This window comes from Bradyrhizobium sp. SZCCHNRI3052, assembly GCF_032484895.1.
GTDB lineage: Bacteria > Pseudomonadota > Alphaproteobacteria > Rhizobiales > Xanthobacteraceae > Bradyrhizobium.
On record NZ_JAUETW010000017.1, the window covers coordinates 66,524 to 92,312 of the forward strand.

General features: G+C 66.8%; 23 protein-coding genes. 11 read left to right on the forward strand and 12 right to left on the reverse strand.

Annotated elements, in window-relative coordinates:
* Window positions 1-747: 747 nt before the first annotated feature.
* Both QW887_RS31550 and QW887_RS31555 read left to right on the forward strand, forming a co-directional pair.
* Window positions 748-2,298, forward strand: a complete 1,551-nt coding sequence (locus tag QW887_RS31550; protein ID WP_315752091.1) for an aldehyde dehydrogenase family protein — start codon at window positions 748-750, stop codon at window positions 2,296-2,298.
* Window positions 2,299-2,374: 76 nt separating this feature from the next.
* Window positions 2,375-2,575, forward strand: coding sequence for a DUF3606 domain-containing protein (locus tag QW887_RS31555; protein ID WP_315715488.1), 201 nt, complete (start codon window positions 2,375-2,377; stop codon window positions 2,573-2,575).
* A 2-nt stretch (window positions 2,576-2,577) separates the two neighbouring features.
* Here the strand turns inward: QW887_RS31555 and QW887_RS31560 are convergent, their stop codons facing one another.
* Both QW887_RS31560 and QW887_RS31565 read right to left on the reverse strand, forming a co-directional pair.
* The gene (locus tag QW887_RS31560) at window positions 2,578-2,778 is read right to left on the reverse strand and encodes a hypothetical protein (protein ID WP_315715489.1); all 201 of its coding nucleotides are present in this window, start codon (window positions 2,776-2,778) and stop codon (window positions 2,578-2,580) included.
* Window positions 2,779-2,846: 68 nt separating this feature from the next.
* Window positions 2,847-3,131, reverse strand: coding sequence for a hypothetical protein (locus QW887_RS31565; RefSeq protein WP_315715490.1), 285 nt, complete (start codon window positions 3,129-3,131; stop codon window positions 2,847-2,849).
* A gap of 170 nt (window positions 3,132-3,301) precedes the next feature.
* Between QW887_RS31565 and pncA the strand changes: the two genes are divergently transcribed.
* Complete coding sequence (gene pncA / locus QW887_RS31570; RefSeq protein WP_316195894.1) at window positions 3,302-3,937, forward strand: bifunctional nicotinamidase/pyrazinamidase; 636 nt, start codon at window positions 3,302-3,304, stop codon at window positions 3,935-3,937.
* Between the two features lie 10 nt (window positions 3,938-3,947).
* On the opposite strand, the gene QW887_RS31575 is transcribed toward pncA, so the two are convergent.
* From QW887_RS31575 to QW887_RS31615, 9 genes are all read right to left on the reverse strand, one after another.
* A complete protein-coding gene (locus QW887_RS31575; protein ID WP_316195856.1) occupies window positions 3,948-5,501 on the reverse strand; it encodes a hydantoinase/oxoprolinase family protein in 1,554 nt (517 codons plus the stop codon).
* 2 nt (window positions 5,502-5,503) lie between these two features.
* Window positions 5,504-6,607 carry a DUF917 domain-containing protein gene (locus QW887_RS31580; protein WP_315715492.1) on the reverse strand — a complete coding sequence of 368 codons (1,104 nt, stop codon included), beginning with the start codon at window positions 6,605-6,607 and terminating at the stop codon, window positions 5,504-5,506.
* A gap of 78 nt (window positions 6,608-6,685) precedes the next feature.
* Window positions 6,686-7,774: an ABC transporter ATP-binding protein gene (locus QW887_RS31585; protein WP_315715493.1), complete on the reverse strand. Its 1,089-nt coding sequence runs from the start codon at window positions 7,772-7,774 to the stop codon at window positions 6,686-6,688.
* The gene (locus QW887_RS31590) at window positions 7,771-8,835 is read right to left on the reverse strand and encodes an extracellular solute-binding protein (RefSeq protein ID WP_315828062.1); all 1,065 of its coding nucleotides are present in this window, start codon (window positions 8,833-8,835) and stop codon (window positions 7,771-7,773) included. The genes QW887_RS31585 and QW887_RS31590 overlap by 4 nt, the downstream gene beginning before the upstream one ends.
* A 14-nt stretch (window positions 8,836-8,849) precedes the next feature.
* Entirely contained in the window at window positions 8,850-9,728 is an 879-nt protein-coding gene (locus QW887_RS31595; RefSeq protein ID WP_315715496.1) for an ABC transporter permease, read from the reverse strand.
* Window positions 9,729-9,736: 8 nt separating this feature from the next.
* Window positions 9,737-10,612, reverse strand: coding sequence for an ABC transporter permease (locus tag QW887_RS31600; protein ID WP_315715497.1), 876 nt, complete (start codon window positions 10,610-10,612; stop codon window positions 9,737-9,739).
* Complete coding sequence (locus tag QW887_RS31605) at window positions 10,612-11,394, reverse strand: IclR family transcriptional regulator (RefSeq protein WP_315715498.1); 783 nt, start codon at window positions 11,392-11,394, stop codon at window positions 10,612-10,614. Before QW887_RS31605 ends, QW887_RS31600 begins: the two co-directional genes overlap by 1 nt.
* 153 nt (window positions 11,395-11,547) lie before the next feature.
* Window positions 11,548-15,093 carry a molybdopterin cofactor-binding domain-containing protein gene (locus tag QW887_RS31610; RefSeq protein ID WP_315715499.1) on the reverse strand — a complete coding sequence of 1,182 codons (3,546 nt, stop codon included), beginning with the start codon at window positions 15,091-15,093 and terminating at the stop codon, window positions 11,548-11,550.
* A complete protein-coding gene (locus QW887_RS31615; protein WP_315715500.1) occupies window positions 15,093-15,575 on the reverse strand; it encodes a (2Fe-2S)-binding protein in 483 nt (160 codons plus the stop codon). The genes QW887_RS31610 and QW887_RS31615 overlap by 1 nt, the downstream gene beginning before the upstream one ends.
* Window positions 15,576-15,860: 285 nt before the next feature.
* On the opposite strand from QW887_RS31615, the gene QW887_RS31620 reads away from it, so the two are divergent.
* From QW887_RS31620 to QW887_RS31655, 8 genes are all read left to right on the forward strand, one after another.
* Complete coding sequence (locus tag QW887_RS31620) at window positions 15,861-17,312, forward strand: 6-hydroxynicotinate reductase (protein ID WP_315715501.1); 1,452 nt, start codon at window positions 15,861-15,863, stop codon at window positions 17,310-17,312.
* Window positions 17,309-18,196 (forward strand): UPF0280 family protein, encoded by an 888-nt coding sequence (locus QW887_RS31625; protein ID WP_315715502.1) that lies wholly within the window; start codon window positions 17,309-17,311, stop codon window positions 18,194-18,196. Before QW887_RS31620 ends, QW887_RS31625 begins: the two co-directional genes overlap by 4 nt.
* A 39-nt stretch (window positions 18,197-18,235) precedes the next feature.
* Entirely contained in the window at window positions 18,236-18,820 is a 585-nt protein-coding gene (locus QW887_RS31630) for an amino acid synthesis family protein (RefSeq protein WP_315715503.1), read from the forward strand.
* 26 nt (window positions 18,821-18,846) lie between these two features.
* The gene (locus QW887_RS31635; RefSeq protein ID WP_315715504.1) at window positions 18,847-20,049 is read left to right on the forward strand and encodes an ABC transporter substrate-binding protein; all 1,203 of its coding nucleotides are present in this window, start codon (window positions 18,847-18,849) and stop codon (window positions 20,047-20,049) included.
* A 182-nt stretch (window positions 20,050-20,231) separates the two neighbouring features.
* Window positions 20,232-22,115, forward strand: coding sequence for an ABC transporter permease (locus QW887_RS31640; protein ID WP_315715505.1), 1,884 nt, complete (start codon window positions 20,232-20,234; stop codon window positions 22,113-22,115).
* Window positions 22,115-22,906 (forward strand): ABC transporter ATP-binding protein, encoded by a 792-nt coding sequence (locus tag QW887_RS31645; RefSeq protein WP_316185978.1) that lies wholly within the window; start codon window positions 22,115-22,117, stop codon window positions 22,904-22,906. Before QW887_RS31640 ends, QW887_RS31645 begins: the two co-directional genes overlap by 1 nt.
* Window positions 22,903-23,607: an ABC transporter ATP-binding protein gene (locus QW887_RS31650; protein ID WP_315715507.1), complete on the forward strand. Its 705-nt coding sequence runs from the start codon at window positions 22,903-22,905 to the stop codon at window positions 23,605-23,607. Before QW887_RS31645 ends, QW887_RS31650 begins: the two co-directional genes overlap by 4 nt.
* Window positions 23,608-23,620: 13 nt before the next feature.
* Window positions 23,621-24,136, forward strand: a complete 516-nt coding sequence (locus QW887_RS31655; protein ID WP_315715508.1) for a MarR family winged helix-turn-helix transcriptional regulator — start codon at window positions 23,621-23,623, stop codon at window positions 24,134-24,136.
* 147 nt (window positions 24,137-24,283) lie between these two features.
* Here the strand turns inward: QW887_RS31655 and QW887_RS31660 are convergent, their stop codons facing one another.
* On the reverse strand, window positions 24,284-25,480 hold the full coding sequence (locus QW887_RS31660; RefSeq protein ID WP_315715509.1) for an amidohydrolase family protein: 1,197 nt from the start codon (window positions 25,478-25,480) through the stop codon (window positions 24,284-24,286).
* Window positions 25,481-25,789 lie beyond the last annotated feature (309 nt).

Sequence of the window (25,789 nt, forward strand, 5' to 3'; positions counted from 1 at the left end):
CGCTTCGCCGTTTTCCTCGACGATCACAATCCGTCTGCCAACGCAAGACGTGTCATGAACGACCTTCGATCACTGCGGCGCTCCAAAAAAAGCGCTTTCGCTTTTCCAGAAAATGTGCTCTACTGCATCCATCCTGCTTCGCCACGAGGGGCGTATCGCGATCGTCACGACACGTGAGGCGGGGAGGCGATGGCCGCTTGCCTGTCGCAGCGTGCTTGCACGCGGACGAACGGCGGGCTTGCGGACGTGAAGTCGTGTGGTCCTGGCGCCGCGACGCTGGCGCCAAGCCGTCGGGCGATGATCCCGAGGCGACGGTGGCTAAACAGCTGTACACCGGGGAGATCACGATATAAGCGTGAAGACCATCGCGCGGGGAATGCCGGGATGTCTCGGCTGAACCTGTGGTTCCTGCCGCCTGCATTTTTTTCCGCAGGCGGGCCATGGGGGCGGCCAGCTCCCGGCATTCCCCGCGCCCTCGTGTTTCGCGAGGGATCGTCGATCCCATCAGCCCGGGCGCGTTGCGTCGCGGGATCTCGCCGATGCGCGCCAGAAGGCTGAGCCGGCGCGCGCGAAACAGAACGAGCGGGAGGACGCCTCCGTGCGCCGACGAGCCACCTGCCCAGTGGCCGTTTGCCCAGCGCGCGGGTGCTCGCGCCGCAGCCGGATTTGATCTACACGGGGGCGTTTACGATGGACCATTCATGACGTCTCGCGTGCACCGGTGCGTGGGACAATCCGGAGTTGCATATGTCGCCCAGCCAAGCATCGCCTCTGACACTCGTTGTCGAAACGGCCGAGATCCTGACCTCGCTCGGCGTCGCGCCGGAGCGGCTGCGCGGTGGGACGCGCGCCGCCCGTTCGCCCGTGACCGGCGAGGTGTTGGCCCATGTGCATGACGACAGCAGAGCCGATGCGACCGCGGTGATCGCGCGCGCGCATGCCGCGTTCTTGCAGTGGCGGCTCAAGCCGGCACCGAAGCGCGGCGAACTGGTGCGGCTGTTCGGCGAGGAGCTGCGCGCCCACAAGGCCGCGCTCGGCCGCCTGGTCTCGATCGAGGCCGGCAAGATCGTCTCCGAGGGGCTCGGCGAGGTCCAGGAGATGATCGACATCTGCGACTTCGCCGTCGGCCTGTCACGCCAGCTCTATGGCCTGACCATCGCCACCGAGCGCGCCGAGCACCGGATGATGGAGACCTGGCATCCCCTGGGGGTCACCGGCGTGATCTCCGCCTTCAACTTCCCCGTGGCGGTGTGGGCCTGGAATGCGGCGCTGGCGCTGGTGTGCGGCAACAGCGTCGTCTGGAAGCCGTCGGAGAAGACGCCGCTCACCGCGCTCGCGACCGACGCGCTGCTGGCGCGTGCGCTGCAGCGTTATCGCCGCGAGGGCGGCGAGGCGCCGGAGGGGCTCGCCGGCCTGCTGCTCGGCGGCCGCGCGGTCGGCGAGATGCTGGTCGACGATGCCAGGGTGCCGCTGGTGTCGGCGACCGGATCGACCGCCATGGGGCGCGTCGTCGGCGCCTGTCTTGCGGGCCGCTTTGCCCGCGCGATCCTCGAGCTCGGCGGCAACAATGCCGCGATCGTCACGCCCACGGCCGACCTCGATCTCACCCTGCGCGCCGTGGCGTTCGCGGCGATGGGCACCGCGGGCCAGCGCTGCACCAGCCTGCGCCGCCTGTTCGTGCATGCCGACGTCTACACCCAGCTCGTGCCGCGGCTGAAGCAGGCCTACGCCTCGGTGGCGATCGGCAATCCGCTGGAGCAGGGCACCTTGATCGGCCCGCTGATCGATCGCGGCGCCTACGACGCCATGCAGGACGCGCTGAGCGCTGCGCGGGATCACGGCGGCCGCGTGTTCGGCGGCGAGCGCGTCGCGGTCGGCGGCTTCGCGGAGGCGTACTACGTGCGGCCGGCCCTGGTCGAGATCGAATCGCAATCCGGTCCGGTCGAGCGCGAGACGTTCGCGCCGATTCTCTACGTGATGCCGTATCGCGATCTCGATGCCGCGATCGAGCTGCACAATGCGGTGCCGCAGGGGCTGTCGTCGTCGATCTTCACCAATGATCTGCGCGAGGCCGAACTGTTCGTGTCGTCGCGCGGCTCCGATTGCGGCATCGCCAACGTCAATATCGGCCCCTCGGGCGCCGAGATCGGCGGCGCGTTCGGCGGCGAGAAGGAGACCGGCGGCGGCCGTGAGTCCGGCTCGGATTCATGGAAGGCCTATATGCGCCGGGCCACCAACACCGTGAACTACGGCCGCAGCCTGCCGCTGGCGCAGGGCGTCAAGTTCGACCTCGGCTGATCGATGCGATGGGGCTCCCTCATCGGCGGAACCGCTTCGCTGCGTCGTGCGTTGCGCGCTGATAAGGAGATGCACCATGGCAACGAAGAAGAAAGCCTCGACCGCAAAGTCAGCGCGCGGACGCAACCAGGATCGCGCCCGCGTCGCGGGTGGACAGGACCACGAAGTCCGCTACGAAGCCAAGAAGAGCGGCCGCTCGGCGTCCGCGGTGAAGAAGGCGGTCAAGAAGGTCGGCAACAGCCGCAAGAAAGTCGAGCGCAAGCTGACGCGCCAGTGACGTCAATGCTGCTTCGGCCGCTCCGGCGGCCGAAGCGATCCCCTCGCCCAGCGGAGCGCCTTGGGCGAGTGCAGCGGATCGGGCCCATCGCAGGTCGGACAAGCAAGCTCGCGGCGCCCGCCCTTGCCCTCGCGAACCGCGAGCGCACGGCCGCAGGTCGGGCATGGCTTGCGCAGCAGCCACGGGACCGGATGATTCGGCATGATCGCGTCTCCCGGTGGAGGCCTCAGGCTAGGGCATCTCGGGGTAGCTACGGAATCACTTATTTGAATCACGGCGGATATTCCGGCTCTCCGTGCCGTGAACAATCAGGGCAGGTGTCGCCGGTCGCGGCCAGGACGGCCTCGATCGCCGCGAGCGCGTCCGAACTACACAAGCCGCGTGGCGGATCGTCGCGTGCGATGCGAAGCGCCCGCGCCAGCGCATGCGGGTCGCCGCGCTCGCGCATCCAGCCGTGCTGTTCGCATTCGACGATCGCGCCGGCCTCGCGCAGGGTGGCGACCGCCCAGCGCTCGAGACGCTGGCTCGCGGAATGGTGTGTGACGGCAGTCTGCATCGGCCACGCTCTCCCGCCGGGAGAATCCATGAATCGGCGGGCGTTTCCAGGCCCGTCCTGCAGGGCAGGGATTCCAAAATGGAGGGGCTGGCTTGCCGCGGATTATTCGGCGGCCCGGCTTGAGATCGCCGCGGGCTGGGGCCATCCTTGATGGAGTTTGAGTGAAACGGATGCAGACCGGAATGCAGATCAGGGCCAACGAGGATTTGCTGCTCATCATCGATGTGCAGAACGATTTTTGTCCCGGCGGCGCGCTCGCCGTGGCCGACGGCGATGCCGTGGTGCCGGCGATCAACCGGCTGAGCGGGATGTTCGATCACGTCGTCCTGACCCAGGACTGGCACCCGGCGGGACACAGCTCGTTCGCCTCGAGCCACCCCGGCAAGGCGCCGTTCGAGAGCGTCACGATGCCCTACGGGCCGCAGACCTTGTGGCCGGACCACTGCATCCAGGGCACGCCGGGCGCCGCCTTCCATGCCGAGCTTGCGACCGACAAGGCGCAGCTCATCATCCGCAAGGGCTTTCGTGCCGCGATCGATTCCTACTCGGCGTTCTTCGAGAACGACAAGACCACGCCCACGGGCCTCGCCGGCTACCTGCGCGAGCGCGGCCTGAAGCGGGTTTTCCTGGTCGGTCTCGCCGCCGATTTCTGCGTGCACTATTCGGCGGTCGATGCGCGGCGGCTCGGCTTCGCGGCCATCGTCATCGACAACGCCTGCCGCGGCATCGACCTCGGCGGCTCGATGGCGGCGGCCAAGGCGCAGGGCGCGGAGGCCGGGGTCGAGCGGATCGCCGAGCTGGCGTAGCGACGATGGACTACGCCGCCGCGCCGATGGTCGGCTCGGCGATGGCGCCGGCGACGCGGACGCGGACGCGCAGCGCGTTGCCGGGGAGGTAGGCGATCGGCATGTCCTCGACATCGACCGTCTTGAGCGTGTCGCGGTCGGCGCCGGCCTGCACCGCGCGCTCCTCGGCGATGGCCCGCGCCGCCGCGATGGCCTCGTCGCGGGTCAGGTCGCGGAAGACCTGGTCGGCCTCGCCGGAGACCTGGGCGATGGCGGCGCCGACCGCGTTGGCGCAGTCGCCATGGTCGACGCGCACGATGGTGGAGATGCCGGCAAGGCGCTCCGGCACCAGGAAGGCGCCGCCGCCGACCGCGAGCAGCGGCACGTCGCCGGCCTCGGTCTTCATGCGGTCGATGTCGCCCTCGAGCTTGCGGTGGGCGTCGGCGAGCGCGGCGTCGATCAGGCTTTTCGGCAGATGCGCGACGCGCGATCTGTCGCCGATGTCGATCAGCCCCGCCGCGACCGCGATGTCGGTCGCGGTCAGGCGGTTGCCGCCAAACACCAGCGCGTCGGATGTCAGCCGGTATCCGACGCTGAGCGGGCCGACGCGGACCGGATCCTGCTCGACATGGCTGCCGCCGCCGAGCCCGATCGAGAGCAAATCGGGCATGCGGAACAGGGTGCGGACGCCGCCGACCTCGACGACGGTGTTGGCCTCGCGCGGAAAGCCGTGGCGCAACTGGCCGATGTCGCTGGTGGTGCCGCCGACGTCGACGACCATGGCGTCGTCGAGGCCGGAGAGATACGCGGCGCCGCGCATCGAGTTGGTGGCGCCGGAGGCGAAGCTCATGACCGGGAAGGCGGTCGCGATCTCCGCCTGCATCACGGTGCCGTCGTTCTGCGTCAGGAACAGCGGCGCATCGATGCCGGACTCCGCGATCGCCTTGCGGAAGGCGGCGACCGTCGTGACCGCGAGGTCGTGGAGCGCGGCATTGAGCAGGGCGGCGTTCTCGCGCTCCAGCAGTCCGATGCGGCCGAGGTCGTGCGAGAGCGTGACGGCCACATCAGGGCAGATCTCGGCGAGGATTTCCCGCGCCGCGATCTCACAGCTCGGGTCGAGCGGCGAGAACGACGAGGCGACCGCGACCGCGCGCAGGCCCTTGGCCTTGATCGCGCGCGCGGCGGCTTTCAGGCCGCCGATGTCGAGCGGCATGAATGGGCGGCCATCATAATCGTGGCCGCCCTCGAGCATGAACGTCTCGCCGCTGACCAGCGCGGCGAGATCGCCCGGCCAGTCGCAGAACGGCGGCAGCGAGGCGGAGGCGGGCATGCCGATGCGGATGGCGCCGATCTTCTGCAGGTGCCGCCGCTGCACCACCGCATTGATGAAATGCGTGGTGCCGATCACGACCGCGTCGACCGGCGCGGCCGCCGCGGGATTTTCTCGCAGCGCCTTCAGCGCCGCGAGGATGCCGGAGGTGACGTCGGCGGTGGTCGCAGCCTTGACGGAGTGGACGACATGGTCGTCGGCAATCAGGACGGCGTCGGTGTTGGTGCCACCGACGTCAATGCCAATCCGCTTCATTCTCAGGGAGCTCCAGGGGTCGCAAACAGCGACCGGAAATCGAGGTCGTAACCGAAGGCGCGGGGGCCGACGAATTCGAGCCCGCGCGGGCTGGTCAATACGGCGGGCGCGGGCAGCGCGATCACGGTGACGCGCTGGCCGTAGCGCGCCGTCTCGGTGCCGATGCCGTGGCCGTTGACGCTGTCGAGCACGCAGATCAGGTCTGGCGACATCGCGATGGCTTCGCCATCGCGCCAAGCCACGATCCATTCGTTCTGGAACGACAGCTTGAGCCGGGTGCCGCGATCGTCGTCGCTGCCCTCCACGACGGCGCTGCCGCGCAGAAAGCCCTCGGTGGTGCGGCGCTCGACGTCGACGATCTTGCCGCTGAACAGCCGCTGGCCGCCCTCGCAATCGAGGATCGCCGCGATCGGATCCTGGTGGCTCCGGTTCGCTGCCTCGACCGCACGGCCGATCGCGATCGCCTTGGTGGTCGTGAAATGGATGCCCCAGTCCTTGACCTCGCGGCCCGTGCGCGGCGCCTTGCTGGTCGAGGCGATCGAGCCCATCTCGACGCAGATCTTGCGGCTGGCGCGCTCCATCCACTTCCAGCTCGGCACCTTGGTCACGACGGCCTCGATGCCGCGCGGATCGTAGAGCGTGCAGGGATAGGGCTTGAGGTCGCCGATCGCGACCGACGTCATCTGTGCCTCGGGAAAGGCACGGCCCATGCAGTCGGCGTCGACCACGGGGATGTTCAGATGCGCCGCCGCCATCAGCGCCTGCATGCCGTTGCCGCCGCCGATCTCGACCGACATCACGGCGCGAAATGTGATGCCGTTGATCTCCTCCTGCATGCGCACCGCACGCGCGATGCTGCGGCTGTCGGCCAGCCGTTCCTGCCCGACCAAGGGGGCGCCCATGTTGGAGACCACCGCGACCCAGTCGTCGTCGGCGAGGTCGAGCGGCGATATCATCTGCACGCGATGCCCCTCCGCATAGAGCCGGCGCAGGTTGAGCAGGCCGAGATAGGGACTGCCGCCGCCGCCGGTGCCGAGGATCCAGGCGCCGACCGCGAGCGCCTCGATGTCGTCGAGGCTGATCGTCTTCATGCCGGCTGCGCTCACGGCACAAGCTCTTCGACGTCGCTCTGTGACTGCGGCGCACGGTACTGCTGCGGGAATAGGAATATAACGCTCACAATATCAATCCTCGAGGATGACGAGATCGGCCGGACGCCAGTCGAGCGTGACCGTTTGACCCGGCGCATGGAGAGGACCAGCTCCGGAATTCGGCTGTTGCGCCAGCACGTGCTGTCCGCTCTCCAGGGCGATGCGGTACAGCACCGCGCCGCCGAGGAAATTGGTGCTCTCGACGGTGCCGCGCGCGGACATGCCTGTCCGCTTGGCATCGGCCACCTCGGCTGGCGATACCGAGATCTTCTCCGGCCGCAGCGCGACCGACAGAACCTCGGCCTCGGCTGCTGCAACTGTGTCCGCCAGGGACAGTACCAGACCGTTGCCGACGGCTATCCCGACGCCCTTGTCCAAGGTCACGCGCTGACCACGAAAAATGTTGGTGTCGCCGATGAAATCGGCAACGAAACGCGTCCGCGGCTGATCGTAGATCTCGAGCGGGGTGCCGATCTGCTCGACGCGGCCGGCGTTCATGACCGCGATGCGGTCCGACATGGCCAGCGCCTCCTCCTGGTCGTGGGTGACGAACACGAGGGTGAGGCCAAGCGTCTTCTGCAGCCGCTTGAGTTCGAACTGCATCTGCTGGCGCAATTTCTTGTCGAGCGCGCCGAGCGGCTCGTCGCAGAGCAGCACGCGGGGCGAGATGACGATGGCGCGGGCGAGCGCGACGCGCTGCTGCTGGCCGCCGGACAGTTGCGCCGGCCTGCGGTTCTCCAGGCCTCCGAGTTCAACCATCGCCAGCGCTGCCTTCACCTTCGCGGCAATCGTCGCCTTGTCGATCTTGCGCATGCGCAGGCCGAAGGCGACGTTCTCGGCCACGGTCCGGTGCGGGAACAGGGCGTAGTTCTGGAACACCATCGCCATGTCGCGCTTGTGCGCCGGCACGTGGGTGATGTCGGCGCCGTCGAGGCGGATCTCGCCGGCGCTTGGGCTGTCGAAGCCGGCGATCATGCGCAGGGTGGTGGTCTTGCCGCAGCCGGACGGGCCGAGCAGCGAAAAGAACTCGCCAGGCCTGATGTTCACGGCAACCGCGTCGACTGCGCGTACGCCGCCGTCATAGATCTTGCTGACCGCGGCGATCTCGATGGCAGCGCTCATGCGCGGAATATCCGGTTGACCCGGCTGTCGATCTCGTCCTTCCGTGCGTTGTACCACTTCCAGTCGACCTGGATCAGCTTGCCGACCTTCTCCGGCGTCGTCAGCAGCTTGGCGTCATACTTGGAGTCGAGCTTGACCTTCTTGTTGGCCGGCGAATACCAGACGGTCTCAGCGAGGCGCTTTTGAACCTCGGGGCGCAGCATGTAGTTGATATAGGCGTTGGCGAGATCCTTCACCTTGCTGCCAGGCGTGATGCTCAGCACTTGCTCGAGCGACAGCACGCCCTCGTTTGGCGTGACGAAGTCGACCGGCTGGTTCTGGCCGTCGTAACGATAGATGCCGGAATCATGCAGGATGCCGAGGCCGACCTCACCGGACAGGATCAGCTTCTCCATCGCGCCGGTGAAGTCGACCAGCTTGATCGGCTTCAGCTTCTCCAGCGCTGCATAGGCGGCGTCGAGGTCGGTCTGGCCCTTGCCATACAGGGCGCCGCACATCATCACGAACGCCTGTCCAAGGCTATTGGCAGGGATCACATAGCCGCCGCGCGCGCCGTTGAATTTCGCATCCCAGTAGTCTTTCCACGACGTGACGCTCCCATAGCCCTTGTCGGTGCGCATGCCGAGCCCGATGGCGCTGGTGAAGATGCAGACGCCGACGATCTTGTCGCTGACGGCGTAAGGGTAGACGTCGGCAATGTTCGGAACCAGCTTGGGGTCGACCTTGGGCTCGACGAGACCCATCTCCACGGCCGCCCACTGCTCGTTGGAGTTGGTGTGCAGCACGTCGTAGATGGGAGCCGAGCGCGAACTCGCCTGCAGCTTCGGCAGGAATGGCAGCGCGGTGTCGGTCTTGAGCTTGCACTTGAACTCGCTTTCGAAGGCCGGGCCGATCTCGGCCTTCATCACGTCACCCCATTTGCCGCCCCAGCCGGTGACGTTGAGAACGGGCTCGTCCGCACGCGCGACAAAGGGAGCAGCGACAACGCCGGCGCCGAGCGACGCAGCCGCGGTCAGCAGGCGGCGGCGGCTCAGGGGAAAACGACGCGATGAGGCGGTCATGTCCGGGATCTCCCTTAGAGTTTGACGTAGGAGCGAAGACCTACGGTGCGGTCGAGCGCGATGACGACGATGAAGGCGAGCAGGATCGAGACCACCGAGGCCGCGCCGATGGTGCCGTCGAGATCGAACTTCAGATAGTTGAACAGCGTGATCGGCAAGGTCTCGCTGCCCGGCGCGACCAGGAACAGCGACACCGGAAACTGGTCGAACGAGACGATGAAAGCAAAGATCGCGCCTGCCAGAACGCCGGGCTTCACCAGCGGCAGCGTGATCTCGAAGAAGGTCCGGGTGGGGCTGGCGCCGAGATTCTGCGCGGCTTCCTCCAACCTGACATCGAAATTGTGCAGCACGGCGAGCGTGGTCCGCACCACGTAGGGAATCGTCACCAGCGTGTGACCAGCCACCAGCCCCCACACCGGGCGTCCGACGTCGAGCAGTACGTAGGACTGGAACAGCGCAAGACCGGTCAGGATCGCCGGCAGCATGAGCGGCGACAGCATGGTCGCCACGATCAGCCGGGAGCCTGGCAGGTTGCCGCGGGCGATCGCCAGCGCGGCCGAGGCGCCCAGCACGGTGGCCGCGACCGTGGTCATGGCCGCGACTTCGATGCTGAACAGCAGCGCGTGCATGAAGTCGCCCGAGGCGAAGAATTTCTCGAACCAGCGAAAGGAGATGCCGACTGGTGGAAACTGGATGAAAGGCGTCGGGTTGAGCGCGAACACGATCACGATCGCAATCGGCGCCAGCAGGAAGACGAGGATGGCGGTGTTGGCGGCGAGATAGAGCCTGCGGCCCCACCGGAGCGGCCGCGCCTTGCTGCGAAGGGCAGGTGTGGCCGCCAGACCGATTGGCGCAGCGAGCGGCGGCCGCGATCCCGGAGCAAGGCTCGTCATCTGCGCCCTCATTGCAGCTCGCGCTGGCCCGAAACGAGGCCGAGCACGTGATTATACGCGATGACGAGCGAGAGCGAAATGATGAGCAGCACCATGCCGAGCGCAGCCGCGAAGCCGACGTTGAAGTTGGCGGAGATCTGCTGGTAGATCAGGATCGGCAAGGTCATGACCTGGAAGCCGCCGAGCAGGATCGGGGTGACATAGGCGCTGATCGCGAGCGCGAAGACGAGCAGCGAGCCGGCGAGGATGCCGGGCAGGCTGAGCGGCAGGGTGACCTCGAGAAATGCGCGCCATGGGCTGGCGCCGAGATTCTCCGCCGCCTGCTCCAGCCGCTCGTCGATGCGGCCGATCACGCCGGTGAGCGTCAGCACCATGAAAGGCACATAGATGTGGACCAGGCCGATGATGATGCCGGTCTCATTGTACATCAGCTGCAACGGCCTTGTGACCAGCCCGAGCGACGCCAGGATCTGGTTGATGACACCCTTGTCGGACAGCAGCGTCATCCAGGCGAAGGTACGCACCACGATGCCGGTCAGCATCGGCGCCAGCACGGCCATCAGCAGCAGCGCATGGCCGGTGCGGCTCTTGATACGCGCCATCCAATGCGCGAGCGGGTAGCCGATCACGAGCGCGGCGAGCGTCGTCCAGAGGCCGATCCGGATCGTGGTCCAGATCACCTCGAGATAGTAGCCGTCATCGCCCATGCGGGCATAGTGCCTGGCTGTGAGGGCGACGTTCGGCATGACCACGGGGTTGCCGGTCAGGACGCTCATCACCGCCATCAATCCGATCGGCAGAAAGAAGAACAACGCAAACAGCAGCGCGCTCGGCAGGATCAACAGCGCCAGGCTGTTGACGCGCGGCGCGCTGCTGCTCGTCATCAGGAGGCCAGTCCGGCCAATTGCTCGATGGTCTGGCCGAGCGGATCGCCGGTCATGCGCCGCAGCTTTGCGGCCATGCTGCCGAGCTCGCGGCGGACATTGGCACGCTCGATCTCGGTGGTGGCCTGGACCGAGTAGGAGACGGCGATGCCGATCAGCTCACCGCTCTCGCCGCTCGTCAGCGCAAAGCCCTGCGAGCCGACGCCCTCGATGGCCTCGTCGGCGGCGTCCGAGATGCCGGTCCGGCGGATCTCGTTCAGCCGCGCCATCAGCTCGGTGAAGTTCTGCGGCGAGTTGGCCGGGACCTTCGGGTAGTCGAGCGGCACGCGCGTCCGGATCTCCTGGTCTGTCAGACGCGCCAGCATGGCGCGGCCGTTCGAGGTGATGATGGCCGGCGTGCGCTGGCCCGGCGGGTTGACGACGCGCAGCGGGTTGGAGCCGGGCACGATGCGCAGCACCACCTGCTGATAGCCGTCGAGCACGGCGATGTAGCCGGTGTGGCCGGTGCGCGCGCAGACATCGCGCAGCTCGCGCTCGGCGGTGGCGATCAGGTCGTCATGGGCCCGGTGCAGCCGCCCGAGCTCGAAGGTGAGCAGGCCCGGCCGGTAGCGGCGGCTGTGCGGATCCTGCTCGAGCAGGCCGCAATCGCGCAGCGAGCGGAGCAGGCGGGAGGTCGAGCTTTTCGGTTTGCCGGTCAGGACCTGGACGTCGGCAAAGGAGAGGTCGGGCCGCGCGGTCGAGAAGCAGCGCAGGATGTCGATGGCGTTGGTCAGAGCGCTCATGATGATACCGTTTGTTCCATTTTTTGGAACGTAGTCCCAAATTCTAGAAGCGGCAGACCGTCTGCCGCAAGGCGAAATTACTGGCAACGAGGTGCCCGAATGCGCGTCAGGGTGGTGGTCGGGGCGCCGGGCGCAGACGGAGCATGCTCAGCCTCACTGCGCCACGGTGGACCTGATGCGACCGACGGCGGCGTCTACGCCCGTCCAGGCCGGCTTGTCCGGAGCAAACTGCTGACGAAGATAGGCGACGAGTTCGGCGATCTGGACGTCACTGAGATGGTCCTTGAACGCCGGCATGTAGCCGAGATCGGACGAGACCGGCTTCATGATCCCGTGCAGGATCACCTGGATCAGATTGTCGGGTGTGGCGCTGTGCAGGTTGCTGTTCAGCGCCAGCGAGGGCCGACTGCCGAACAGCGGCAGGCCGCCCACCTCGTGACAGACCGCGCAGGCGCCGAGATAGAGCCGTGCCGCCGGAGACGCCGTCGAGGTCGCCTTGGTGCGCGCTTCCAACTCCGCGGCCATCGCCTCCAGCTTCGCTGCCTCGGGCGAGGGCGTCTGGAACGAGGCGAGATAGATCGCCATGGCCCGAACGTCCGCGTCGGGCAGCGTCGCGAGATCCTTCACGATCGGCGCCATCGGACCGGCCGCGACACCATGGAAGCGCGATTGCCCCGAGCGCAGATAAGTGTAGAGCTCGTCCTCGGTCCACGGGATCGGGGCAGTCGAGAGCGCGGTCAGCGCAGGGGCTTCCCAGCCATCGGCGAAGCCGCCAGCCAGATGTGCGTTGCGCTGCTCGGCGCCGAGCGCGTTGCGCGGCGAGTGACAGGCGCTGCAATGGCCGAGGCTTTCGACGAGATAGAAGCCGCGATTCCACTGCTCCGATTGTGTCGGATCGGGCCGGAACGGCTGCGTGTCGTGAAACAGAGCGTTCCATCCGGCGACCAGCGGCCGCAGGTTGAATGGGAAGCGCAGCGCGTTGTCAGGCGCCTGCTGTCTCACTGGCGCCTGTGCCATCAGGTAGGCGTAGAGCGCCTGCAGGTCGGCATCATCGGTTCGCGCGAAATGCGTGTAGGGAAACGCCGGATAGAGCTGCCGGCCGTCGCGATGCACGCCCTCGCGCATCGCGCGCTCGAAGGCGGGATAGGACCAGGCGCCGATGCCGGTCTCGACGTCGGGCGTGATGTTGGTGCTGAACAGCGTGCCGAACGGCGTCTCCAGTGCGCGGCCGCCGGCATTGATCAGGCCGCCATCCGCGGTATGGCAGACAGCGCAATTGCCGAGCGCCGCGAGCGCCTCGCCGCGCGCGATCGTCGCTGCGGAATAGACCGAGGGATCGGGGCGCGTGATCGGCGCGATGGCGCGCCAGGGCAACACGGCGGTGGCGACGCCGATCGCCGCGGCGCAGGCCGCGACGGCGGTGGCGATCACGCCGCCCCGCTTGGCAAAGGGCTTGGGCCACGTGGTCGCCGGTCTTTCGGGGGCGGGCAGCGACTGCGGCGCCGGCGTCTCCGCCCGTTCGCCGCGCAGGCCTTTCAGGATGCGCTCCGGCGTGAATGGCGGCTCGCGGAAGCGGACGCCGGTGGCGTCGTAGATCGCATTGGCGATCGCGGCGGCGCTGGGCACGGACGCGGACTCGCCGACGCCGAGCGGCGGCTGATCCGGCCGCGGCAGCATCAGCACGTCGATCTCAGGCACGTCGGGGAAGGTGATGATCGGATAGGCGCCCCATTCCCGTGCCGCGACCTTGCCGCGCGTGAAGGGAATCTCCTCCATCAGCGCACGGCTGGTGGATTGGATGACGTTGCCTTCGATCTGGTGGCGTACCCCGTCGGGATTGATCATCAGGCCGGAGTCCTGGCCTGCAATGACCCGCGTGACGCTGACATCGCCGGTGGTCGTATTCACGGCGACATCGGCGATCCACGCCGACCATGCCGCGCCGTAGCCGGGAAACTTGCTGTGGACGTAGAGCGCGTAGGCGAAGCCGCGGCCATGGACGACGCCGTTCTCGGGCGTCTTCTCCTCCCGCACGGGGCGCGGCGTCCAGCCGGCGCGCTCGGCCACGGCGTTCACGAGATCACGTGCGCGCTCGTCCTTCAGATAGCGCAGCCGGTATTCGATCGGGTCGACGCCGGCCTCGGCGGCGAGCTCGTCGATGTAGGACTCGTGCGCGAAGGTGTTGGGCAGCGCCGAGACACCGCGGATCCAGGACGCACGCACGATCGGCGGCATGTCATGCGCCGTGACGCGCATGTGCTCATAGTCGTAAGGCGGGATCGCGGTGCGGTCGCCCATCTCGAACACCGCAGGCTCCGGCCCGATGCGCCCGGTCAGCAGCAGCGCCAGCGTCGGTGCGCCGTTCGAGGGATAGCGCGTGGCGAACTCATAGGCCGCGACCGAGCCGTCGGCATTGAGGCCGCCATTGACGTCCATCAGCTGCGCGGTGCCCTTGGGCTCCCACAGATGCTCTTGCTCGCGCGACAATTGCACCCGCACCGGGCGGCCGACCGCACGCGACAGCAGCAGCGCATCGGCCGTGACGTCGTCGGCGCAGTTGCGGCCGTAGCAGCCGGCGGCCTCGAGGCGGATCAGCTCGATCTGGTGCTCGGGACGGTCGATCAGCTTGGCGAGATCGCCGCGCAGGAGATGAGGATTCTGCGTGCCGGAATAAATGCGGATCTGCCCGTCGCGATAGTCGGCCACCGCGCAGGACGGTCCGATCGAGCCGTGCATCTGGTAGGGCCAGAGATAGGTCCTCCGCATCGGCTTGGCGGCGCCGGCGATGGCGGCATCGACATCGCCCTTGTCGAGCAGCCGTCGCGGAGCGGACGGATTGGCGCGCAGCGCGTTCTCGACATCATCGAGGTCGCGCAGGGTCGGCACCGGCTTCCAATTCACCTCGAGGCGCTCGGCGGCACGGATCGCATTCTCCTCGCGCTCGGCGACGACGCCGATGAAGTCGCCGATGACGACGACGTCGACTAGGCCAGGGACATCGCGCACTGACTCCCTGTCGACGCCAAGAAGGCTGGTTCCGATGAAGGGGCCGGCATCGACGCCGGCATAGGGCGGACGCACGACGCGGCCGTGCAGCATGCCGGGGACGCGAACGTCATGCACGTAAGTGAGCTCACCGGTCGCCTTCGCCGGCAGGTCGACGCGCGGCACCGAGCGGCCGACGACCTGATAGTCGTTCACCGACTTGACGAGGATATCGTCGGCGAGCTCGAGGCGGATCGTCTCATCGCCGATCAGCTCGCCATAGCTGAGGACGCGGTTGTTGGGCCCGCGGACCAGTCCATCCTCGACCATCAAGTCCTGAACGTCGAGGTCGAGCTGCGTCGCCGCCCGCGCCAAGAGGAAGGCGCGCGCCTGCGCCGCCGCCTTGCGCAGGGGCACGGCGGTGATCTGGATTGTCTCGCTGGCGATGGTCGCGCCCTGGTTCGGCACGACCGCGGTGTCCCCGAGCACGACCACGACCCGAGCGAAGGAGACGTCGAGCTCTTCTGCGACGATCTGTCCCAGCGCGGTGCGGATGCCGGTGCCGAGATCGACATGGCCGTTGAAGGCGGAGACCTCGCCTGCCGCCGTGATCCGGATGAAGGTTTCGAACTGGCCATCGTTGCCGGCGATGGGACGTTCGACGACCAGCCGGCCGCGAGGCATGTCGGCGTCCTTGGTGAGGCGATCGTTCATCAGTCCAGCGCCTCGAGCGTGTGGCCGGCCGCGCGCATCGCCGCGCGGAGGATTTCGACATGCGCGCCGCAGCGGCAGAGATTGTAGCGCAGCGCTTGCTTGATCTCGTCGGGTGACGGATCGGGCTTGATCGCCAGCAGCGCCTTGGTCGTCATGATCATGCCGTTGAGGCAGTAGCCGCATTGCGCGGCCTGCTCGGCGATGAAGGCCTGCTGCACCGGATCGGGCGCCTCGCGCGAGCCCAGTCCTTCCAGCGTGGTGACGTCGCGGCCGATGCAGCCTTCCACCGGAATGACGCAGGAGCGGGCGGCGCGGCCGTCGATCAGTACGGTGCAGGCGCCGCATTCCCCCAGGCCGCAGCCGTACTTCGGACCGTTCAGAGCGAGGTCGTTGCGCAGCACATGGAGCAGGGGCGTGTCCGGCGCGGCGGCGACGTCATGTGTCCGTCCGTTCACGGTCAGCCGAATCGTTGCTGGCGTCATGCCCTTCTGTCGTCCGCTATGCTATCGTTAACGAGGATGCGATGGTGATCGCTCCGAGCGTATCGTTTGTGTACTAACATGCAAGTGGCACGTATTGCGTTGCAGCGTATGCACGATTTGTCGTCATTGTGCAGGGCAAACTGATCGTTTATCCGGCAATCGTGCTTTTCGTTCGCGGTGGCGCTTGACAGTCGGCGGAGGGGCGCGACATCATTCGTATACGAACGAATTGCCGCGGCGCGTGGATGGCTGCCGCCAACTCCGCTTCAAGATGGGCTTCTCTGCATGGTGACTGAGACGGCGAGCGACGGTGCAGGGGACAAGATCCGCTGCGATGCCTGCCCGGTGATGTGCTACATCAAGCCGGGCGCGGCAGGCGCCTGCGACCGCTATGCCAATCAGGACGGTGTGCTGGTGCGCGTCGATCCGCATATCCTGCTGGAGCGCACGGTGTCGCATGGCGGCAAGCTGGTGCCGTTCCAGGCGAGCGGCGACTGGGACGGCAAGATCGTGCATCAGCCGGAGCTGTTCGTCACCGCGATCGGCGCCGGCACCACTTATCCCGACTACAAGCCGGCGCCGTTCATCGTGTCATCGGTCGTCGATGGCGTCGACATGGTCACGGTCGTGACCGAGGGCATCTTCAGCTATTGCGGCGTCAAGGTGAAGATCGACACCGACCGCTATCTCGGCCCGGAAGCGGCGACGGTGCGCGTCGACGGCGAAGCGGTCGGTCACGTCACGACCAGCGAATACGGCTCGCAGATGCTGTCGCTCGGCGGCGTGCATCATCTCACGGGCGGCTCCAAGAAGGAGGGGCGTGTCACCTGTGACGCGCTGATGGACCTCAGCAACCGCAAGGCCGTGGAACTGGTGGTTGACGGCGGCTCCAGCGTGATCGTGCAGGCGGGGCAGCCCCCGATCGTCAACGGCGTCAAGGAAGAGCGCATGCGCGTCGGCTGCGGCTCGGCCACGATCGGGATGTTCGCCAAGCAATGGCAGGGCAAGGTCGACGAGGTCGTCGTGGTCGATGATCACATCACCGGCGTGCTGTCAGAGCACCAGGCCGGCAAGCTGCTCGACATTCCCGCGACAGGCATCAAGATGAAGGGACGACGCTCGACGCCGGGCCGCTACTTCCAGGTGGCGCAGCCCGGAACCGGCTGGGGCGGCACCGACATCTCCGATCCGCTGTCGATCCTCGGGCCATTCGATCCCAAGACGGCGAAGCCGGGAACGACGCTGCTGATGGTGTCCACGACGGGCGAGCATGCCGGATACTACGTGCTCGACGAGACGCTCAGGCCGGTGCAGCGCGAGATGCCGCCGGAGCTGCAGTTCTCGGTCGAGCGCATCCAGGAGAACTGCGAGCCGGCGCTGTGCACCGTGCTGTTCATGGCCGGTGCCGGCGGCTCGCTGCGCGCCGGCGTCACCGACAATCCGGTGCGGCTGACGCGTTCGGTCAAGGATACGCTGACGCGGGTGACGAGCGGCGGTGCGCCGGTCTATGTCTGGCCGGGCGGCGGCATCACCTATATGGTCGACGTGACCCAGATGCCGGCCGGCGCCTTCGGCTATGTGCCGACGCCGGCGATCGTCGCGCCGATCGAGTTCACGCTGAGGCTATCGGATTATGCGGCGCTCGGCGGGCACATGGATTACGTCCAGCCGCTCGCTTCGCTCAAGGATGTCAGCAAGGACATTCGCCAACTGCCGTGGCCGAGGCCGGGTGCATGACCCGGCAGCCACAGATCGCCTTGTTGCCCGACCGGCGGCTGCATCTGCAGGACGGCCCGATCGATCTGATCATCGGCGTCGACGCGGTCGATGGTGATATCCGCGCGGCCTATCGTGCGGCGGCCGAGCGTTTCACGGGTCTCTTGGACGAGCTGTGTGCCGAACTGTCCGATCTGCGCAGGGGCGCCGATCACGATCGATGCCCATTGAAAGGTGTCGTCGCGCGGCGGATGCATGCGGCAGTGTCGCCGTTCGCCCGCGAAATGTTCATCACGCCGATGGCCGCGGTTGCCGGGAGCGTGGCCGAGGAGATCCTCGGCGCCATGTGCGGCGTGGCGAAGCTGACGCGGGCCTATGTCAACAATGGCGGTGACATCGCACTCCATCTGCGGGATGCCGCCACCTTCAGCGTCGGGCTGATGGACCGTCCCGACGGCGCCGGTGTGATGCGCAGGATGACGCTTCGTGCTGCCGATGCGATCGGCGGCGTCGCCACGTCGGGCCGCCACGGCCGCAGTTTCTCGCTGGGCATTGCCGACGCGGTGACGGTACTCGCGCGCAGCGCGGCGCAGGCGGATGCGGCGGCGACGGTGATCGGCAACGCGGTCGATCTTCCGGGTCATCCGGCCGTGCTTCGCCGACCTGCCTGCGAGTTGCAACCGGAGACCGATCTCGGTGATCGCCTCGTCACATGCGAGGTCGGAGAGCTCCGTGATGTCGAGGTTGCCGAAGCGCTGGCCGCGGGCGAGCATCGTGGGCAGTCGCTGCTGTCGGCCGGTCTGATCGAAGGCGCCGTTCTGCAGCTCCGCGGCAACATTCGCGTTGTCGGTCCGCGCGCGATCGAGATCGTTCGTCGGCCGCAGTTGCGAGCGGCGGCGGCGTGAGGTTTGATGCATGATGTGCAGGAACACGAAGGATCATCGATGAGCGCCGTCATCAGAAAGATCGTGACCGTGGTCGAGGAAGTCCATCAGGAGATGGGCCGGTCCGTCTCGCCGCCGACGCGGCGGGCTGCGGCAGTGGCGGTGATCGAGAATCCGTTTGCCGGCCGCTATGTCGAGGACCTGTCGCCTCTGATTGCGATCGGCGAGGAGCTGGGCGAGATGCTGGCCAAGCGCGCCGTGGCCGCGCTCGGCATCGAAGGGCCGGCCGCGCACAGCTACGGCAAGGCGGCCGCCGTCGGCAGCGACGGCGAGCTGGAGCATGCGGCCGCGATCCTGCATCCGAAAATGGGCGCGCCGGTGCGCAAGGTACTCGGCAAGGGCGCGGCGCTGATCCCGTCGTCGAAGAAGCGCGGCGGCGTCGGCTGCACGCTCGACATTCCGCTCGGCCATAAAGATGCGGCCTTCGTGCGCAGTCATTTCGATGGCATGGAGGTGCAGATCAACGACGCGCCGCGCGCCAATGAGATCATGGTCGCGCTCGCGGTCACCGACAGCGGCCGTCCGCTGCCGCGCGTCGGCGGGCTCACGGTCGCCGAGATCAAGGGCGAGGACGGTCTACGGTAATTCGACTCAACATGGAGGCTGAAGGGATGCGACGGAGAACGATGCTTGCGGCAGGCCTGGGCCTTGCCGTCGCGGGATTGACGGGCGCGGCGCGCGCCGAGGACGTCATCAAGATCGGCGAGATCAACAGCTATTCGCTGCTGCCGGCCTTCACCGAGCCCTATCGCAAGGGCTGGCAGCTCGCGGTCGAGGAGGTCAATGCGGCCGGCGGCATCAACGGCAAGAAGCTCGTCGTCGTCTCCAAGGACGACAGCGGCAAGCCGGCTGACGCGCAGACCGCGGCCAACGAGCTGGTGTCGAGCGAGAACGTCGCGATGCTCGCCGGTACGTTCCTGTCGAACATCGGCCTCGCCGTCAGCGACTTCGCCAACCAGAAGAAGGTGTTCTTCCTGGCGGCCGAGCCGCTGACCGACGCCATCACCTGGGCGAAGGGCAACAAATACACCTTCCGCCTGCGTCCGTCGAACTACATGCAGGCGGCGATGCTGGTCGAGGAGGCCGCCAAGCTTCCCGCCAAGCGCTGGGCCACCATTGCGCCGAACTATGAATATGGCCAGTCGGCCGTCGCCGTGTTCAAGAAGCTCTTGTCTGAGAAACGGCCCGACATCCAGTGGGTGGACGAGCAGTGGCCGCCGCAGGGCAAGATCGACGCCGGTCCGGTGGTGCAGGCCGTCGCCGCCGCCAATCCGGAGGCGATCCTCAACGTCACCTTCGGCGCCGATCTCGTGAAGCTGGTCCGCGAAGGCAACACCCGCGGCCTGTTCAAGGACCGCAAGGTCGTCAGCTTCCTGACCGGCGAGCCGGAATATCTCGATCCGCTCAAGGAGGAGACGCCCGAGGGCTGGATCGTCACCGGCTATCCCTGGTATTCGATCAAGACGCCCGAGCACGACGCGTTCCTGAAGGCGTATCAGGCCAAATATAACGACTATCCGCGGCTTGGTTCGATCGTCGGCTACCAGACCATCAAGTCGGCAGCCGCCATCCTCGCCAAGGCCGGCTCGACCGATACCGACAAGCTGATCGCCGCGGCCGAGGGACTGTCGGTGCCGTCGCCCTTCGGTGAAATCACGTTCCGCAAGATCGATCACCAGTCGACGCTCGGCGCTTACGTCGGCAAGACTGCGCTGAAGGACGGCAAGGGCATCATGGTCGACGCCGTCTATCGCAAGGGCTCGGACTACCTGCCTGGTGACGCGGAGGTCGGCAAGCTCCGGCCGAAGGACTGATCCACACGATCCTGCTTCTCCCTCTCCCGCAGGGGGAGAGCGGGCGGGGTGAGGGAATACGACGCCTGATCTGCAGGTTCGGGCCGAGATCCCTCACCCCACGCTTGCTCGCCAGCTCTCTGAGGGAGCGCCGAGCGCAAACGCGGCTCATCGATTCGACGATCTCCTCACGCGGACCGCCCATGGCCTTCTATTTCGTCCAGTTCCTGACCGGCCTTGCCAGTGCAGCCTCGCTGTTCCTGGTGGCGTCGGGACTGTCGATCATCTTCGGCGTCACCCGCATCGTGAATTTCGCCCATGGCGCGTTCTACATGCTCGGCGCCTATGTGGCCTTTTCGCTCACTGAGAGGCTGTCCGGTCCGCTCGGCTTCTGGGGCGGCATCGTCGTGGCAGCGCTCGCGGTCGCGGCCGTCGGCGTGCTCGTCGAGATCGTGCTGCTGCGCCGGATCTATCACGCGCCGGAATTGTTCCAGCTGCTCGCGACCTTCGGCCTGACCTTGATGGTCGAGGATCTCGTCGTGCTGATCTGGGGACCGGACGACCTGGTCGGCCGCCGCGCGCCGGGATTGAAAGGTGCGGTCGATTTCTTCGGCCAGAACATCCCGAGCTACGACCTGTTCCTGATCGTGCTCGGCCCCGTCGTGCTCGGCGCATTGTGGCTGCTGTTCCAGCGCACGCGCTGGGGCATCCTGGTGCGCGCGGCGACGCAGGACCGCGACATGGTCGCGGCGCTCGGGGTCAACCAGAAGTGGCTGTTCACCTCGGTGTTTGCCGTCGGCGTCTTCCTGGCGGCGCTCGGCGGCGCCCTGCAGATCCCGCGCGACGCGGTCCATCACGCGATGGATCTGCGCATCATCGTCGAGGTGTTCGTGGTCGTCGTGATCGGCGGCCTCGGCAGCATCCTCGGCGCCTTCATTGCCGCCGTGCTGGTGTCGGAGCTCAACGCTTTCGGCATTTTGATCTTCCCCACGATCTCGCTGATCCTGGTGTTCCTGGTGATGGCGGTCGTGCTGGTCGTCCGGCCCTGGGGCCTGTTCGGTAAGAAGGAAGCGCCCGCGCGCCGCACGCCGGGCCTCACCGTTATTCCGTGGCGTCCGCTGAGCTCGGTCGAGCGGCTGGCGTCCCTCGTCGCTCTGGCGCTGGCGGCGATGCTGCCCTTCATCGCCGGCAACTACGCGCTGACCGTGGGCGCCGAGATCGCGATCTTCGTGATCTTCGCGGCGTCGCTGCATTTCCTGATGGCGGTCGGCGGGCTCGCCTCGTTTGGTCACGCCGCCTATTTCGGCCTCGGCGCCTATGGCGTCGCCTTCCTCGCCAAGATGGCGGGACTGCCGATGATCGTCTGCCTTTTGCTGGGCCCGCTGCTCGGCGCGCTCGGCGCAGCCGTGTTTGGTGCTTTCGCGGTCCAGCTCTCCGGCGTCTACTTCGCGATGCTGACGCTGGCGTTCGCCCAGATCGTTTGGTCGATCGCGTTCCAATGGGTGGCCGTGACCGGCGGCGACAATGGCATTCTCGGTCTCTGGCCGGAAAAGTGGGCGGCCTCGCCGTCGCACTTCTATTGGCTCGCACTGGGCGTGTCGGCGCTCGTGGTCAGCGTGCTCCGGCTGATTACTTTCTCACCCTTTGGCTACGCGCTGCGCGGCATGCGCGACTCGCCGCTGCGCAGCGAGTCGATCGGCATCAACGGCAAGCGTATCCAGTGGACCGCTTTCATCATCGCCGGCACGACGGCCGGCATCGGCGGCGCGCTGTTCGCCTATCTCAAGGGCAGCGTCTTCCCTGACAACATGGGCATCTCGCTCTCGGTCGATGCGCTGGTCATGGTGTTGCTCGGCGGCGTCGAGACGGTGCCCGGCGCGATCTTCGGCGCCATCGTCTACAAGGCGCTCAACATCTGGCTGGTCAGCCAGACCGACTGGTCGAAGCTCGTGCTCGGCATCTTCATCGTGCTGATCGTGGTGGTGTTCCCGAAAGGCATCGTGGGCGTGGTCGAAACCGTCATGCATCGGCGCCGCGCAGTGTCCCCCAAGGGGGCTTCGCTGTCGGCCAAGATGGAGGGCGCATAATGAGTCTCGGCGTGTCGATGCTCTCGGTCGAAGGCCTGTCTAAATCCTATGGCGGCATTCACGCCGTCCGCAACGTGTCGTTCACGCTGCGGGCCGGCGAGATCCTGGCGCTGATCGGCCCGAACGGCGCGGGGAAAAGCACCTGCTTCGACATGCTCAACGGCCAGAACGTGCCGGACAGCGGCCGCATCACGGTGATGGGGCAGGAGACCACCGGGCGCAAGCCGCGCGAGGTCTGGCGGCTCGGGGTCGGCCGCACCTTCCAGATTACCGCGACCTATCCGACCATGACCGTGCGTGAGAACATCCAGGTCGCGCTGGTCTCGCATCATCGCCGCCTGTTCGATTTCTGGAGCCCGATGGTTGGCATCGAGCGCGACGAAGCCGATCGCCTGCTCGATCTCGTCGGCATGGCCGGCTATGCCGAGCGTCCCTGCGGCGAGCTCGCGTATGGCGACCTCAAGCGGCTGGAGCTCGCGATCGCGCTCGCCAACCAGCCGAAGCTGCTGCTCATGGACGAGCCGACCGCCGGAATGGCGCCGCGCGAGCGCGTCGAGCTGATGCGGCTGACGGCTGGAATCGCGCGTGAGCAGTCGATCGGCGTCCTCTTTACGGAGCACGACATGGACGTGGTATTCGAGCATGCGGACCGCATTCTCGTCCTCAATCGCGGCAGCCTCATTGCCGAGGGATCGCCAGCCGAGGTGCGCGCCAACCGGGAGGTGCAGGCGATCTATCTCGGCGAAGGCCTGCTGTATGATGCCGATCATCGCGAGGGAGCTCCGGCATGAAGCTGTCCGTCGCCAGTCTCAACAGCCACTATGGTCCGGCGCATATCCTGTTCGACATCGGCCTCGAGGTCGGCGAGGGCGAGGTGGTGGCACTGCTCGGGCGCAACGGCGCTGGCAAATCGACGACGTTCCGCTCGATCGTCGGCCTGGTCGAGCTGCGCGAGGGCCAGATCATGTTCGAGGGCAAGGACATCTCGTCCGCGCCGACCCATGAGATCGTCCGCGCCGGCCTCGGCTATGTTCCGGAAGAGCGCCGCATCTTCACCGAGCTGACGGTGGAGGAAAACCTCGAGGTCGGTCGGCAGAAGCCGCGGCCCAATGCGCCGCAATGGACGCGCGAGAAACTCTATCAGTTGTTTCCCAATCTCGGCGAGATGAAGAACCGCCCGGGTGGCCGCATGAGCGGCGGCGAGCAGCAGATGCTCACCATCGCCCGTACCCTGATGGGCAATCCGTCGCTGGTGCTGCTCGACGAGCCATCGGAGGGTTTGTCGCCGAAGATCGTCGAGCAGATGGTCGATGCGATCCTGACCATGAAGAAGGAAGGCGTCTCGCTGGTCGTCTCCGAGCAGAACCTGCATTTCGCCAAGCTGATCTCGGACCGCGCCTATATCATCGAGCGCGGCCGCATCTGCTTCTCCGGCACCATGGCCGAGCTCGACGCGCGGCCCGACATCCGCGACGCGCATCTGTCGATCTGAGGCGAGGGAAGATATGGCCAAGAGCGCCACGCTGAAGCGATCGGCAAGGACCGCAACGAAGACCGCGCCGAAGCCGCAGCCAAAGGCCGCTGCGAAGGCCACGGCCAAAGCGGCGAAATCAAATTACGTGCTCGACGATCAGATCGGCTTCATCCTGCGTCAAGTCTGGCAGCGCCACACGATGATCTTCGCGCGCGACATCGGCAGCAACCTGACGCCAACGCAATGGGCGGCACTGTCGAAGCTGGTCGAGACCGGGCCGTGCTCGCAAAACCAGCTCGGACGGTTCACGGCGATGGACGTCGCGACGATCAAAGGTGTGATCGACCGGCTGACCGCGCGCGGTCTCACCGAAACCAGCCCGGACCCGCAGGATGGTCGCAGGCTGCTCGTCAGCCTGACCCGCGCCGGCCAGCAGCTCGCGGAGAAGACCGCACCGCTCGCGCTCGCCATCTCCAAGGAAACACTGGCGCCGCTCGATGCGAAGGAACGCGAGACGCTGCTGGGGTTGTTGAACCGGCTGCGGTAGCCCTTCCTCCACGTCATTCCGGGGCGTCGCGAAGCGACGAACCCGGAATCCCGAGCTGAGGGAAAGAACAGCGCTGGCCAATCTCGGGATTCCGGGTTCGCCCTTTGGGCGCCCCGGAATGACTGTGTATGCCGCTCTACGACGATATTACTTCGCCACGATCTCCGGGATCTTCGTGGCCGGCGGCGTGTTGCGGCTGCGCTGGGTGCGGACGATGCCGTCGATGATGGTCATGCCGATACCCGGGAGATCGCCGAGCTGGACGCTGTCGAGCAAGGTCGTGGCCGGCGAGTGCTGCGCCTTGTCCATGATGACGAAGTCGGCGGAGCGGCCGACCTCAATCAGGCCGCAGTCGAGCTCGCGCATCCGCGCTGTGTTGCCGGTAGCGAAGCAGAACGCGATCTCGGCGGGGACGTCGCCGAGCGAGGACAGTAGCGACACCATGCGCAGGATGCCGAGCGGCTGCACGCCGGAGCCGGCCGGCGCGTCGGTGCCGAGGATCACGCGGTTGAGTTCGTTCATCTCGCGCGCGGTGCGCAAGGTGAACAGCGCCGAGCGCTCATTGCCGTTGTGCACCAGCTCGAGCCCAGCCTTGCAGCCCTCGCAGATGCAGCGGATCTGGTCGTCGGGCAGGGCGGTGTGGCCGCCATTGATGTGTCCGATGACGTCGGTGCCGGCCTCCAGCACGACGTCCTTGTCGATCAGGCCGGAGCCGGGAATCGACGGACCGCCGGTGTGAATGGTGCTCTGGATGCCGTATTTGCGCGCCCAGCCGACCATCTTGCGCGCGGTCGGGCCGTCCTTGACGCCGCCGAGGCCGACCTCGCCGAGCAGCTTGACGCCGGCCGCCGCGAGCTCCTTGAAATCGTCCTCGACCATCTCGCATTCGATCACCGGCGCGCCGGCATGCACCTTCACACCGCCGGGGCGGAGCGTCCAGAATGCGCGCTGCGCGAAGATCGCCATCGCCTTCAGGCCGACCACGTCGCGCGGGCGACCGGGCATGTGCACCTCGCCGGCGGAGATCATCGTGGTGACGCCACCATGCAGATAGGAGTCGATCCAGTTGGTCTGGTTCTGCCGCGGCGTCCAGTCGCCGGCGACCGGATGAACATGGCTGTCGATCAGGCCTGGCGCCACCGTCGTGCCATGGGCATCGACGATGGTCGTCGCGCCTTCGGTGTCGACGTCCTTGAAGCGGCCGATGCCCGTGATCTTGCCGTTCTCGGCGACGATCGTGTCGGCGTCCAGGATGGGCCGTTCCAGTGCGCCGGACAGCATCAGGCCGATGTTGCGGATGACCAGCTTGCTGGGACCGGTTGCTTGCGGCGCGTCATGGGCCATCGGGATATCCTTCTTTCCTGGCAAGGCATTTGCGGCAGTTTGCGCCTGCACGCGGCGCAGCATCAAGCCGGTTTCGGTCATTCGTACACGAATGATCAGGTCCGGCAAGCTGCGGCCTGCACGAAGATTTGGCGCGGGCTGCCTACCCTTCAGACACAGCGCGGGCCCTATGAGCGCGGCGACATCCTCGGCTTCGGTCGCGTGTTCGACATTCCCGTCCCCTGTGCTTGTGGCGGTGGTCTACGCGCAGGTGACGAACCGCACCCCTGGACGTTGCCGCCGCAATCCGGCATCACCTCGTGCGATCTT

What these genes read in the sequence shown, in the direction of transcription:
- QW887_RS31550 (WP_315752091.1), top strand. Translation starts at nt 748, where the DNA reads ATGTCGCCCAGCCAAGCATCGCCTCTGACACTCGTTGTCGAAACGGCC.
- QW887_RS31555 (WP_315715488.1), top strand. Translation starts at nt 2,375, where the DNA reads ATGGCAACGAAGAAGAAAGCCTCGACCGCAAAGTCAGCGCGCGGACGC.
- QW887_RS31560 (WP_315715489.1), bottom strand. Translation starts at nt 2,778, where the DNA reads ATGCCGAATCATCCGGTCCCGTGGCTGCTGCGCAAGCCATGCCCGACC.
- QW887_RS31565 (WP_315715490.1), bottom strand. Translation starts at nt 3,131, where the DNA reads ATGCAGACTGCCGTCACACACCATTCCGCGAGCCAGCGTCTCGAGCGC.
- pncA (WP_316195894.1), top strand. Translation starts at nt 3,302, where the DNA reads ATGCAGACCGGAATGCAGATCAGGGCCAACGAGGATTTGCTGCTCATC.
- QW887_RS31575 (WP_316195856.1), bottom strand. Translation starts at nt 5,501, where the DNA reads ATGAAGCGGATTGGCATTGACGTCGGTGGCACCAACACCGACGCCGTC.
- QW887_RS31585 (WP_315715493.1), bottom strand. Translation starts at nt 7,774, where the DNA reads ATGAGCGCTGCCATCGAGATCGCCGCGGTCAGCAAGATCTATGACGGC.
- QW887_RS31590 (WP_315828062.1), bottom strand. Translation starts at nt 8,835, where the DNA reads ATGACCGCCTCATCGCGTCGTTTTCCCCTGAGCCGCCGCCGCCTGCTG.
- QW887_RS31595 (WP_315715496.1), bottom strand. Translation starts at nt 9,728, where the DNA reads ATGACGAGCCTTGCTCCGGGATCGCGGCCGCCGCTCGCTGCGCCAATC.
- QW887_RS31600 (WP_315715497.1), bottom strand. Translation starts at nt 10,612, where the DNA reads ATGACGAGCAGCAGCGCGCCGCGCGTCAACAGCCTGGCGCTGTTGATC.
- QW887_RS31605 (WP_315715498.1), bottom strand. Translation starts at nt 11,394, where the DNA reads ATGAGCGCTCTGACCAACGCCATCGACATCCTGCGCTGCTTCTCGACC.
- QW887_RS31610 (WP_315715499.1), bottom strand. Translation starts at nt 15,093, where the DNA reads ATGAACGATCGCCTCACCAAGGACGCCGACATGCCTCGCGGCCGGCTG.
- QW887_RS31615 (WP_315715500.1), bottom strand. Translation starts at nt 15,575, where the DNA reads ATGACGCCAGCAACGATTCGGCTGACCGTGAACGGACGGACACATGAC.
- QW887_RS31620 (WP_315715501.1), top strand. Translation starts at nt 15,861, where the DNA reads ATGGTGACTGAGACGGCGAGCGACGGTGCAGGGGACAAGATCCGCTGC.
- QW887_RS31625 (WP_315715502.1), top strand. Translation starts at nt 17,309, where the DNA reads ATGACCCGGCAGCCACAGATCGCCTTGTTGCCCGACCGGCGGCTGCAT.
- QW887_RS31630 (WP_315715503.1), top strand. Translation starts at nt 18,236, where the DNA reads ATGAGCGCCGTCATCAGAAAGATCGTGACCGTGGTCGAGGAAGTCCAT.
- QW887_RS31635 (WP_315715504.1), top strand. Translation starts at nt 18,847, where the DNA reads ATGCGACGGAGAACGATGCTTGCGGCAGGCCTGGGCCTTGCCGTCGCG.
- QW887_RS31640 (WP_315715505.1), top strand. Translation starts at nt 20,232, where the DNA reads ATGGCCTTCTATTTCGTCCAGTTCCTGACCGGCCTTGCCAGTGCAGCC.
- QW887_RS31645 (WP_316185978.1), top strand. Translation starts at nt 22,115, where the DNA reads ATGAGTCTCGGCGTGTCGATGCTCTCGGTCGAAGGCCTGTCTAAATCC.
- QW887_RS31650 (WP_315715507.1), top strand. Translation starts at nt 22,903, where the DNA reads ATGAAGCTGTCCGTCGCCAGTCTCAACAGCCACTATGGTCCGGCGCAT.
- QW887_RS31655 (WP_315715508.1), top strand. Translation starts at nt 23,621, where the DNA reads ATGGCCAAGAGCGCCACGCTGAAGCGATCGGCAAGGACCGCAACGAAG.
- QW887_RS31660 (WP_315715509.1), bottom strand. Translation starts at nt 25,480, where the DNA reads ATGGCCCATGACGCGCCGCAAGCAACCGGTCCCAGCAAGCTGGTCATC.